This is a genomic window from Gaetbulibacter jejuensis (genome assembly GCF_039524015.1).
Classification (GTDB): domain Bacteria; phylum Bacteroidota; class Bacteroidia; order Flavobacteriales; family Flavobacteriaceae; genus Gaetbulibacter_B; species Gaetbulibacter_B jejuensis.
In genome coordinates, this window is record NZ_BAAAGF010000002.1 from 106,718 (window position 1) to 118,648 (window position 11,931).

Genomic DNA, 11,931 nt, shown 5'->3' on the forward strand with positions numbered 1-11,931 from the left:
TGATTGGATGTTAATTATTTAGTTAGGTATATGCCTGCAAAAACTGCTAAAAATCCAACTATAAAACTAGCAATTGTATATAGCGCAAAACTTGTAAAATCACCTGATTTTAAAAAGACATGGTTTTCGTAAGCAAAGGTTGAAAATGTGGTGAATCCACCACAAAAACCAGTGGCTAAAAGCAGTGTTTGATTTGAAGACAGTGTATTGTTTTTAACTGCTAATCCTAAAATAATGCCAATGAGTAAACTCCCTAAAATATTTGCTGCAAATGTACCATAAGGAATTCCTGTTTCGGTGCTGTTAAGATATTTGCTTAGGATGTATCTTAAAACACTCCCAAAACCACCACCAACAAAAACAAGAAGTAGGTTTTTCATCTATTTTACAGCAATATATATTTTAGTTATCCAATCAGCAGGATTAGGTGTGCTTGTAGGATCGGTTAAGTACGTTTCAAGCATTGGTCCGTTTTCATCGGTGAATTCAAGATTATTTTCGGTGATATATTTCATAGTAGTATCCCAAGCTTCTTTTAAGTTAGCATAATCACCAGTAAGAGTTGTTTCAACTGCTTTAAATGGTTGTAACTGTCCTGTTAAAATATCACTATCATCAGCAGTAATTACTTGAGATGTTGTAGGTATGCAGCACGAAAACATTACAGCATTATTGGCTTCGTCCCATTTGTGATAATATACAAAAGGAGGTCCAGCCATAGTAATATTATGTGTAATAGCATAAGCACCAACTTTAGGTAACATATCCTGCATTTTGGTGTCTAGTTCGCTAATTTTACAAGACGTGGTATTATAAAGGTAAAATCCACCACTGTGCTGCGTTACTCCATTTACTTTAATTGAATAGACTTTCATAGACTCAACAACTAAACTATCTAGTTTTTCTAAACCACGCTCAAAGTCTGGACCAATCATGTTGTCAAAACCACCAGAAGCTAATGCAGAAGCTTTAAAGATAAACGGAACATTTTCGCTGTTCATTTTCCATACTACGTTGGTTTTACCGTCTTCGGTAGGAGTAAATTCCCATTGTATCTTTGAAGGGTCAAAATCCCCAAACTGTAGTTCTTGATCAATAGAAACATTAGGTTTAGTTGCTAAGGTTTTCATGTTACCTTCTCCATGAGAATCCACCCACGAGTAGGCACCTCCAACACCTTTGGTTTGTTCGCTAAGAGTAATTACTGTTTCTGGATCTTTTTCAACCCAAGACGACCATGCTTCCCAGTTTTTAAAATCAATAACATTATTGTAAATAACAGCAGCAGGCGCATTGATTGTACGTTCTCTTTTAACTTCAAAAGAATTAGGCTGTACAGCAATGTAAATAGCAATACCTATAATGAGTATAAGAAGTAAAAAGAATATATATTTTAAAGCTTTCATCTTTGGTTTTAAAGTTGTTTTACCAAAGATAATTAAAAAAGCGATACTATTATTATAGATATAGCATCAAGAAACTACATGAATACAAATTTAATTGTGGATATAAAAAAGATGAAAGAAATAAAAGCTATTAGCACCCAAATAACGCCTTTGTAATAACGTTTATGTAGCTTAAGGTCTTTTTTGTAGGTAAAAATTAATACAATAATAAATGCTATTGCAAATAAAATTCCAAAAACCCATTGCCCTTTAGTAAACATAAAATTAAATTTATGTAAAATTAAATATTTATATTTCAAAAATTTTTAAAAAAAGCATAAAATAATACTAATATACTAATGAAAGATAAAATTGAAGCTGTAAAAGCTTTTCACTCAGCATTTAAAATAGGACATAGAGAAACCCCAAAAGCCGATTTAGGTTTAGAAAAAAATATGTTGCGTTATAAACTGATGAGAGAAGAAAATGAAGAGTATCTAGAAGCAGCAAATAACAATGATTTAGTTGAGGTTGCAGATGCGCTTGGTGATTTACTTTATATTTTATGCGGAACCATTATTGAACACGGTTTGCAATATAAAATAGAAGAAGTTTTTGAAGAAATACAACGCAGTAATATGAGTAAGCTTGGTGAAGATGGAGAACCTATTTATAGAGAAGATGGTAAAGTATTGAAAGGCCCTAATTATTTTAAACCTGATATCGCATCTATTTTAGATAAATAAAAAAAGAGAAGCAATGTTGCTTCTCTTTTTTTTAAACCTTAACTCTCCAACCAAAAGGGTCGTCAGTTCTGTTATATTGTATGTCTGTAATTCGTTTTTTCAATAATGAAGCGTAGCTGTTTTCTAGTTCTGGCAGGTCGTAATCAGTTCCTTTATATCCAAAAGCAGCTATTGGCGATACAACAGCAGCAGTACCAGAGCCAAACATTTCTTTAAGTGATCCATTTTTGGCAGCTTCAACAACTTCGTTCACCGATATTTTTTTGACTTCAACATTTATACCTTCGGCCTTTGCAATTTCAATAATACTCTTACGAGTAATCCCATCTAAAATTCTATCGCTAGTAGGTGCAGTCATTAATGTGTCGTTAATTCTAACAAAAATATTCATTGCGCCAGCTTCTTCAATATATTCGTGAGTGTTATCGTCAGTCCAAATAACTTGATTATATCCTTTTTGTATTGCTAACTGAGTTGGGTAAAATTGACCTGCATAGTTACCACCAGCTTTAGCATATCCTACACCACCATTAGCTGAGCGCGAGTATTTTTCTTCAATAGCCACTTTAACTTTACCAGAAAAATAAGCGCCAGAAGGTGCAGTTGCGATAATAAACTTATACGCATTGGCAGGCGACGCATGAAAACCATTTCCAGAAGCAAAAATAAAAGGTCTTATGTACAAAGAACCGCCAGAGTTTGTAGGAATCCAATTGCTATCCAGTTTTAAAAGTGCTTTTAAGCCTTCCATAAAATACGCTTCTGGTAATTCAGGGATTGCCAAGCGTTTTGCTGAAATATTTAAACGCTTACAATTGTCCATTGGGCGAAATAACCACACGTCTTCATTAGTGTCTTTATAGGCTTTCATGCCTTCAAAAATAGACTGTCCGTAATGAAATATTTTAGCAGAAGGGTCTAAAGTAATAGGTTGGTAAGGCACAATTGTAGGAGTTTCCCAAGCGCCATTTTTATAATCGCAAACCAACATATGATCTGAAAACACACTACCAAATGCTAAATTGTTAAAATCTACATCACTTATCTTGCTTTTTTCACACTTAGTTACAGGGATATTGTTGATTATATTTTCCATGGATATGTTTTGAGTATATTTTGCAAAATTATGAAAATATAATGGTATTTAATTTAGTATTGGATTAAGAACTCGTTTAAACTTTTTCAATTGGCTAAAAAAGTATTGATTTTTATACACTTTTGATTTTATAAAAGTAATTGTGATTTTAACTTTTATAAGTGATTATTACGCAATACTCTTTGTATCATACTTTAAATTAAAAAGTTTAGAAACATTCTAACAAAAAAAACAAGTATCTTAGTGGCGTTATTAAAATTTATTAAAATTATGAGAAAAATAGCTGCCCTTTTGGTTGTGTTAGTTGCTTTTGCAGCGTGTAAAAGTGAAAAGAAAGAACCTGTAAATGATACTGTAAAAGAAGAAGTGACTTACGCTTCTTTTGGAAAAGAAATAGTTGCTGATGATGCCGTTGCTGCTAAATCTATGGCAAAGCATTATAAAGACATGAGTGTAGGAGATAGTATTCCTTCTAAAATGATTGCTACTGTTGAAGAAGTATGTCAAGCTAAAGGTTGTTGGATGAAATTAAAACTAGAAGATGATAGCCAAGTTATGGTGAAGTTTAAAGACTATGCTTTTTTTGTGCCTAAAAATATTGCAGGTAAAGAAGTAATCATAAACGGACAAGCTTTTGTTACTGAAACTTCAGTAGATCAATTACGCCATATTGCTGAAGATGGAGGAAAAACAACTGAAGAAATTGAAGCAATAACTGAGCCTAAAAAAGAATATGCTTTTTTAGCTGATGGTGTATTGTTAAAAGAAGAGTAAATGAGACTATTTGCTTGCATAGCTTTGACTTTTGTGCTTTTTGGGTGTGGTGAGTCTGATAAAAAAGAAACCATTGAGCAAAAAGAGGAGATTGTGTATGATATGTACGAACCGTCTGAAATGGCTATCCTCATGAATCAAATGTATGAACATAACATGAAGGTAAAACAAGATATTTTGGATGGAAAAACACCAACACAATTTCCAATGGATTTTCTTAAAATCCATTCTGCTGAAATGACCAAAGCATCTGATAGAAATGAAACTTTCGAGAGCTTTTCAAAGTTATTTATAGCAACAGAAAAGGAAATATTCAATGACGAATCTACAGTAGATATCAAAGAAAGGTTCAATAACGCTGTAAACTTGTGTGTGGCATGTCACCAAACCAGTTGTACAGGTCCAATACCTAGAATAAAAAAGTTGCTTATCAACTAGTTTTGAAGCGAAAAATTATTACCACAGCAGACGGTTCTAAAACCATTCAAATTGAAGATTGGAACGAACAATACCATTCTGTTCATGGTGCTATACAAGAGGCTATGCATGTTTTTATACTGCATGGTCTTTTTTGTTTTTTAGATAGCCATAAACCAATTTCTATCCTTGAAATAGGTTTTGGTACAGGACTAAATGCATTTATTACACTTTTAGAAAGTGAAAAAAGCAACCTTCATATCAATTACACAGGAGTAGAGGCTTATCCTGTAACACAAGAAGAAGTTGATGCTCTAAATTATACCGAACAGTTAAAAACTAACAACACTTTATTCTCTAAACTACACCAATGCGATTGGGAAATATTACACCATATTACGCCTAAATTCTCATTAACCAAACAACAGAAGTTTTTTAAAGAAATTGATGCTGTAGCAGAATATGATCTCATATACTTTGATGCTTTTGGAGCAAGAGTGCAACCAGAACTTTGGACAGAAGGTATTTTTGAATTAATGTATAAGGCATTAAAAACCAAAGGTGTATTAGTTACCTATTCCGCAAAAGGAAGTGTAAGACGCGCAATGCAAGCTGTAGGGTTTAGTGTTGAAAAACTTCTTGGACCACCAGGAAAACGTGAAATGCTTAGAGCTACTAAGTTAGAAGTTTAAAGTTTAGTTAAATCTGTTAAACCTTAATTAAATACCAAGTCTAAGGGTAAACTATTTCGTAATTTTATTAAAAAATTGTAAATGAGAGTCTTAATTACAGGCGCAACAGGTTTGATAGGAAAAGCAATAGTGAAGCAATGCCATAAAAAAGGTATTGAAGTTCATTATTTAACAACTTCTAAAAATAAAATAAGTACAGCAAGTAACTATAAAGGATTTTATTGGAATCCTAAAAACAATGAAATTGATAGTGAGTGTTTTGTGGGTGTAGATGCTATAATTAATTTAGCAGGAGCCTCAATTTCTAAACGTTGGACACCAAGCTACAAGCAACAAATTTTAGACAGTAGAATTCAGTCCTTAGAGTTGTTGAAATCAACCCTTGCAAATGAAAATATCAGTGTAAAACAAATTATTTCGGCAAGTGCTATAGGTGTCTATCCTGATTCTTTAACCAATTATTATGAAGAAACTTTTGATGAAGTTTCGCCAACATTCTTAGGAAAGGTGGTCAATGCTTGGGAAGATAAAGTTGATGCTTTTAAAGCGTTAAATATAAAAGTAACCAAAGTTAGAATAGGCTTAGTTTTAGATGCTAAGGAAGGTGCGTTACCAGAAATGGTTAAACCTGTAAAGTTTGGAGCTGGAGCAGCTTTTGGCGAAGGCACACAATGGCAATCTTGGATTCATGTAAAGGATTTAGCTAGACTTTTTGTGTATACATTTACCGAAGAACTTGAAGGCGTTTATAATGGCGTAGCTCCCAATCCTGTGACTAATAATGAGCTGATTAAAGCTATTGCAAAACAAAAAAAGAGACCTTTGTTATTACCTAATATTCCAAAATCCATTATGAAACTTTTATTAGGAGAGATGCATATACTGCTTTTTGAAAGTCAAAGAGTGAGTAGTAAGAAAATAGAAGGTGAAGGATTCCATTTTAAGCATCATCATTTACAGCCAACACTTGAAGATTTATTAAAATAAAACATATAAAAAAAGCCACTCCAAAAAGAGTGGCTTCAAATTTTATCTTGAAAATTAATTAAGACTTATTAGCCTTAACAGTAATTTTTAATTCAATATCATCGTTGATGAACTTATCACCTAAGTTATCAAAGAACGATTTTGAACCGTATTTTACGTCCCATTTAGAACGGTCAATAGTAAATGTTTCACTAGTGATAGTAACAGAATCTCCACTTTCAGTAACCGTTACAGGAATAGTAATGTTATTAGTTTTCTCTTTTAACTTTAAGTTTCCAGATAAGTTTCCGTTTTCAAAACCAGTTACTTCAAAACCAGCAGAAGGGTATTTTTCTACGTCAAAGAAATCAGCATTTTTTAAATGACCAACTAATTTACCGTTCATTTCTTCTTCAGCAGGAATATCAGTAACAGTAATAGAATTCATGTCAATTAAAAACGTACCACTTTCAATAGCTCCATCTTTTACAGTAACTACACCGCTTTCAACAGCAATAGTTCCGTCATGGCTTCCTGTAGGTTTGTAACCTTTCCAAGTTATAGTTGAAGCAGCAGCATCCACTGAGTATTTAGTGGCTTCTGCAGTAGTTTCAGCTACTGTTTCAGCATCTGTAGTTTCAGCTTCTTTAGCCTTATCTTTACAACCAACAACTGCAAGTCCTAAAAACGCTACAAATAAAATATTTAAAAAATTAGTTTTCATATAAAGTTTAAGTTTTTGTGTTAAAGAACAAATTTAAATATTTAAAAAGACACTTTTGTTAAAAAAGCGTAAAAAATATTTAGTGACATTTTGACATTTTAATAATAATGGCAGTACTTTTGCCAACTATTATTCGAAGAATAAAGCGCACTTAACAATGAGTAAAAAAGATAAAAGCGAACACGCTGAAAAAGAACAAATACAAGAAGAAGTAACTACTGATACAGCTCAGATAGAAGAACTTAGCATAGAAGAAAGACTAAATGAAGATTTAGCAAAAGAAAAAGACAAGTTTATGCGTCTTTTTGCTGAATTTGAAAACTACAAAAAGCGTACTGCCAAAGAGCGTCTAGATTTATTTAAAACTGCAAGTCAGGATGTAATGTTGGCAATGTTGCCAGTTTTAGACGATTTTGAAAGAGCTTTAACGCATATTGAAGAAGATAAAGAAGCTGAAGATTTAAGAAAAGGCGTATTGCTCATCTACCAAAAACTATTAAAAACCCTAGAGCAAAAAGGGTTGAGTGCTATTGTAGTAGAACAAGGAGATATGTTTAATGCAGATGACCATGAAGCTATTACCCAAATTCCTGCTCCAAGCGACGATTTAAAAGGAAAAATTATAGACGTTGTTGAAAAAGGATATAAGCTAGGAGATAAGGTAATACGTTTTCCTAAAGTGGTTATTGGACAATAAAAGATATGGCAAAAAGAGATTATTACGAAGTATTAGGAGTCAGTAAACAGGCTACTGCAGCAGAAATAAAAAAAGCTTACCGTAAAATGGCATTAAAATACCATCCTGATAAAAATCCGGATGATAAAGATGCTGAAGCTAAATTTAAAGAAGCAGCCGAAGCTTATGAAGTTTTAAGTAACGCTGACAAGAAAGCACGTTATGACCAATTTGGTCACCAAGCATTTGAAGGCGCAGGAGGCTTTGGTGGTGGAGGCATGAATATGGATGACATATTCAGTCAGTTTGGTGATATTTTTGGAGGTGCTTTTGGTGGAGGTGGTTTCTCTGGTTTTGGAGGCGGATTTGGTGGAGGTCAAAGACGCGTTAAAGGAAGTAACTTAAGAATTAGAGTGACTTTAACACTAGAAGAGATTGCTAATGGTGTTGAGAAAAAAATCAAAGTAAAGCGTAAAATTCAAGCACCAGGAACAACCTATAAAACTTGTGGTACTTGTAATGGAACAGGTCAGGTTACTCGAATAACCAATACCATTTTAGGTAGAATGCAAACCTCTGCACCATGTCAAACCTGTGGAGGAGCTGGTCAAACTATTGATAGAAAACCTGCTGATGCTGATGCACAAGGTTTAAAAGTTGCAGAAGAAACCGTTTCAGTAAAAATTCCTGCTGGTGTGGTAGATGGTATGCAGCTTAAAGTTACAGGAAAAGGTAACGATGCTCCAGGTAATGGTATCTCTGGTGATTTGTTGGTTGCTATACAAGAAGAAGAGCACCCAACCTTAAAACGTGAAGGTGACAATTTGCATTACGATTTATATGTAAGTCTTCCTGATGCGGTTTTAGGAACCTCTACTGAGATTGATACTGTTACTGGTAAAGTAAGAATAAAAATAGAAGCTGGTGTTCAATCTGGTAAAATCCTTCGCTTACGCGGAAAAGGAATACCAAGTATTAACGGTTATGGTAAAGGGGATTTGCTAGTTCATGTGAATGTATGGACTCCAAAAACGCTTAATAAACAGCAAAAAGAATTTTTTGAAAACATGAGAGAAGATGAGCACTTTGCTCCAAAACCGGAAAGCAGTGACAAGTCATTTTTTGAAAAAGTTAAAGATATGTTTTCTTAAAAAACTCTTAATTTAATAAAAAACACTATATTTGAATATCACTAATTAACTTTAGTGGTAATTTTTCTTTTTCATAGCAATTTTTTCCCATCCTTAATTTTTTAAGGGTGGGTTTTGTTTTTTTAGACACAATTGTTGATATTTAAATGCCTATAAAAAGGCTACTTGTGTAACATTTAATATCTTTACGCAACAAATAAATATATTTCACAAAACAACATATATGAGCAATTTATTAGTGGCTAATTCTGTTTCTAAAAGTTTTGGAAACTTTAAAGCACTAAACAATGTCTCCATTTCTGTACCTACAGGAAGTATATTTGGTCTTCTTGGACCTAATGGAGCAGGGAAAACAACACTTATTAGAATTATCAATCAAATTACAATGCCAGATGAAGGTAGCGTAATGTTAGATGGAGATGCATTGCAACCTCACCATATTCAGGATATTGGTTATTTACCTGAAGAACGTGGACTATACAAATCCATGAAAGTTGGTGAGCAAGCATTATACTTGGCACAACTGAAAGGATTATCAAAATCTGTTGCTAAAGAGCGTCTAAAATACTGGTTTGATAAATTAGATATTGGTGATTGGTGGAATAAAAAAATACAAGAACTCAGTAAAGGACAAGCTCAAAAAATTCAATTTATAGTCACAGTTTTGCATCAACCTAAACTGTTGATTTTTGATGAACCATTTTCAGGCTTTGACCCTATAAACGCCAACTTGATTAAAGACGAGATTTTACAATTGAGAGATGAAGGAGCAACTGTTATCTTTTCAACACATCGTATGGAATCGGTTGAAGAGTTGTGCGACCACATTGCGTTAATACACGAGTCTAATAAAATATTGGATGGTAAATTAACAGATATTAAGCGTCAGTTTAAAACCAATACTTTTGAGGTTGGACTACAAACAGATAACATTGATGAGGTGACTAAATTAATAAAAGATAAGTTTGAAGTGTTTCCAGCTACGTTTAAAAATCTTAATGACGATTTAAAGCTGAATATCAAACTAAACACAAACGACACCTCTAACGACCTACTATCGTTTTTAACATCTAAAGCAGAAGTTCACCACTTTGTTGAAGTTGTGCCAAGTGCTAATGATATTTTTATTCAAACTGTAAAAAATAATTAAGAATGAATCATTTATCACTTATAATAAAAAGAGAATACCTTACAAAAGTTAAGAATAAATCATTCATAATCATGACAATTTTGAGTCCGTTGATTATGATTGCTCTTATTGCTGTGGTGGCTTATTTGACTCAGCTTAACAATAATAAAGAACGTACTATTGCCATTTTAGACGAGTCAGGATTGGTAAGCGATATTTTTAAAGATACAGAACATACCACTTACAAAGTTTTAACTAATACTACTCTTGAAGCCGCTAAGGAAGACGTAAAAACTAATGAAACTTATGGTTTATTGTACATCACCAAAAGTGCAGATACCACTCAGTTTTATAACAATGTTACGTTTTACTCAGAAGACACACCATCTTTAACTGTAATATCTTCTTTAGAAAACAAACTCGAAAAGAAATTTCAGGATATAAAATTGGAAAGAGATGGAGTAGACTTAGAGAAGATAAAATCTTCAAAAACAAGTGTTGATATTTCGCAGGAAAGCTTTTCAGGAGAAACCACTTCAAAAATTGATAATGTATTAAAATTAGCTTTTGGTGGTATAGCAGGTTACTTACTGTTCATGTTTATCATTATTTATGGAAACATGATTATGAGAAGCGTTATCGAGGAAAAAACCAGTAGAATAATTGAAGTCATCATTTCTTCAGTAAAGCCTATTCAGCTTATGATGGGTAAGATTATTGGAACATCCTTAGCAGGAATTACGCAATTTGTAATTTGGGTGATTTTAGGAGGTTTAATGATGCTTATTGTCTCTACAATTTTCGGAATTGATTTCAGTGAGATGCAATCCTCTCAACAACAGCTAATGCAGCAAGCAATGGAGAGTCCTGAGTTTGAGTCGCAACTAAAACTTGCTTTTGCAGCATTTCAAAACTTACCAATAGCTAACCTCATACTCGCATTCATCTTTTTCTTTGTTGGAGGCTATTTACTGTACAGTTCTCTATATGCAGCCATTGGTGCAGCAGTAGATAATGAAACAGACACACAACAGTTTATGATGCCTATTCTAATGCCTTTAATTTTGGCAGTATATGTTGGCGTATTCACAGTAATTGAAGATCCACACGGAACCGTTTCAACAGTATTCTCATTTATTCCGTTAACCTCTCCTGTGGTTATGCTTATGCGTATTCCTTTTGGAGTACCAATTTGGCAACAACTATTGTCATTGGCATTATTAATTGGTACATTTATGTTTACGGTTTGGTTTGCAGCAAAAATTTACAGAGTAGGTATTTTAATGTATGGTAAAAAACCAAGCTACAAAGAGCTTTATAAATGGTTGAAATACTAATTGCATGAAAGATTTTTTAAAAACTTTAAAAGAATCTTACAAGATTACTGATAATATCTCCATAAGCATCATGGATGTTATTATATTGGTTGTAGTCTTGGTTATTGCAAGTGTAATATTAAGACTTATTCGTAAGCTAATTACTAGAAATCTACCGTATTCTGATAAGCAAAAATTTAAAGTAGTTTTTTCCTACGGAAGATGGTTTATATATGTTGTAATAATGCTAATAACGCTACACACTTTAGGTGTAAATGTTACTGGTATTTTTGCAGCATCAGCAGCACTTTTAATTGGTATTGGTCTTGCGCTACAGACCTTGTTTCAAGATATTATTTCAGGTGTTTTTATACTTATAGATCAAACAGTACACGTTGGAGATATTATTGAAATAGATGGAAAAGTAGGACGTGTTGAAGAAATTAAATTAAGAACAACTCGAGCAGTAACTATAGATAATAAAGTGTTAATTATTCCTAATCACTTATACTTAACCAATACTTTATACAATTGGACTCAAAACGGAACTATAACTAGAGATAGTGTGTCAGTTGGTGTTGCTTATGGAAGTGATGTACAGTTGGTTAAAAAGCTGTTGTTACAAGCTGCCAATTCGCATCCTGATACTTTAAGCGAACCAGAAACAGCTGTTGTTTTTACCGATTTTGGAGACAGTTCACTTAACTTTAAAGTGGTTTTTACGCTTAATGATAGTTTTAAAGGACAATTTCCGAGAAGCGATATTCGTTTTGAAATTGACCGATTATTTAGAGAGCATAATATATCTATACCATTTCCGCAAAGAGATATTCACATTATATCAAAACCTAAAGAATAA

14 protein-coding genes are annotated in these 11,931 nt (G+C 33.0%); 10 read left to right on the plus strand and 4 right to left on the minus strand.

Annotation, left to right across the window (positions count from 1 at the left end; genetic code table 11):
- Positions 1 to 14: 14 nt before the first annotated feature.
- Both crcB and ABD011_RS07060 read right to left on the minus strand, forming a co-directional pair.
- Positions 15 to 380, minus strand: a complete 366-nt coding sequence (gene crcB / locus ABD011_RS07055; RefSeq protein ID WP_131507825.1) for a fluoride efflux transporter CrcB — start codon at positions 378 to 380, stop codon at positions 15 to 17.
- Positions 381 to 1,406 (minus strand): SRPBCC family protein, encoded by a 1,026-nt coding sequence (locus ABD011_RS07060; RefSeq protein ID WP_131507823.1) that lies wholly within the window; start codon positions 1,404 to 1,406, stop codon positions 381 to 383.
- Between the two features lie 338 nt (positions 1,407 to 1,744).
- Between ABD011_RS07060 and ABD011_RS07065 the strand changes: the two genes are divergently transcribed.
- Positions 1,745 to 2,131, plus strand: a complete 387-nt coding sequence (locus tag ABD011_RS07065; RefSeq protein ID WP_131507820.1) for a pyrophosphohydrolase domain-containing protein — start codon at positions 1,745 to 1,747, stop codon at positions 2,129 to 2,131.
- 31 nt (positions 2,132 to 2,162) lie between these two features.
- On the opposite strand, the gene ABD011_RS07070 is transcribed toward ABD011_RS07065, so the two are convergent.
- On the minus strand, positions 2,163 to 3,227 hold the full coding sequence (locus ABD011_RS07070) for a branched-chain amino acid aminotransferase (protein WP_187347856.1): 1,065 nt from the start codon (positions 3,225 to 3,227) through the stop codon (positions 2,163 to 2,165).
- Between the two features lie 270 nt (positions 3,228 to 3,497).
- On the opposite strand from ABD011_RS07070, the gene ABD011_RS07075 reads away from it, so the two are divergent.
- From ABD011_RS07075 to ABD011_RS07090, 4 genes are all read left to right on the plus strand, one after another.
- Positions 3,498 to 4,001, plus strand: a complete 504-nt coding sequence (locus ABD011_RS07075; RefSeq protein WP_343796971.1) for a DUF4920 domain-containing protein — start codon at positions 3,498 to 3,500, stop codon at positions 3,999 to 4,001.
- A complete protein-coding gene (locus ABD011_RS07080) occupies positions 4,002 to 4,439 on the plus strand; it encodes a hypothetical protein (RefSeq protein ID WP_343796973.1) in 438 nt (145 codons plus the stop codon). It abuts the gene before it with no gap.
- Positions 4,440 to 4,441: 2 nt separating this feature from the next.
- Positions 4,442 to 5,110 carry a tRNA (5-methylaminomethyl-2-thiouridine)(34)-methyltransferase MnmC2 gene (mnmC2, locus tag ABD011_RS07085; RefSeq protein ID WP_343796975.1) on the plus strand — a complete coding sequence of 223 codons (669 nt, stop codon included), beginning with the start codon at positions 4,442 to 4,444 and terminating at the stop codon, positions 5,108 to 5,110.
- Positions 5,111 to 5,191: 81 nt separating this feature from the next.
- The gene (locus ABD011_RS07090) at positions 5,192 to 6,097 is read left to right on the plus strand and encodes a TIGR01777 family oxidoreductase (protein ID WP_129761607.1); all 906 of its coding nucleotides are present in this window, start codon (positions 5,192 to 5,194) and stop codon (positions 6,095 to 6,097) included.
- Positions 6,098 to 6,155: 58 nt separating this feature from the next.
- Here ABD011_RS07090 and ABD011_RS07095 read toward each other — a convergent pair whose 3' ends face one another.
- Entirely contained in the window at positions 6,156 to 6,800 is a 645-nt protein-coding gene (locus tag ABD011_RS07095) for a YceI family protein (RefSeq protein ID WP_129761608.1), read from the minus strand.
- A gap of 157 nt (positions 6,801 to 6,957) precedes the next feature.
- On the opposite strand from ABD011_RS07095, the gene ABD011_RS07100 reads away from it, so the two are divergent.
- The 5 genes from ABD011_RS07100 to ABD011_RS07120 all read left to right on the plus strand — a co-directional run bounded on the left by ABD011_RS07100 (position 6,958) and on the right by ABD011_RS07120 (position 11,931).
- Positions 6,958 to 7,497, plus strand: a complete 540-nt coding sequence (locus ABD011_RS07100; RefSeq protein ID WP_343796979.1) for a nucleotide exchange factor GrpE — start codon at positions 6,958 to 6,960, stop codon at positions 7,495 to 7,497.
- A gap of 5 nt (positions 7,498 to 7,502) precedes the next feature.
- Positions 7,503 to 8,627 (plus strand): molecular chaperone DnaJ, encoded by a 1,125-nt coding sequence (gene dnaJ / locus ABD011_RS07105; protein WP_343796981.1) that lies wholly within the window; start codon positions 7,503 to 7,505, stop codon positions 8,625 to 8,627.
- A 223-nt stretch (positions 8,628 to 8,850) separates the two neighbouring features.
- Entirely contained in the window at positions 8,851 to 9,777 is a 927-nt protein-coding gene (locus ABD011_RS07110; protein WP_131507812.1) for an ABC transporter ATP-binding protein, read from the plus strand.
- Between the two features lie 2 nt (positions 9,778 to 9,779).
- A complete protein-coding gene (locus ABD011_RS07115) occupies positions 9,780 to 11,093 on the plus strand; it encodes an ABC transporter permease (protein ID WP_335974649.1) in 1,314 nt (437 codons plus the stop codon).
- Between the two features lie 4 nt (positions 11,094 to 11,097).
- Positions 11,098 to 11,931 (plus strand): mechanosensitive ion channel family protein, encoded by an 834-nt coding sequence (locus ABD011_RS07120; RefSeq protein ID WP_343796984.1) that lies wholly within the window; start codon positions 11,098 to 11,100, stop codon positions 11,929 to 11,931.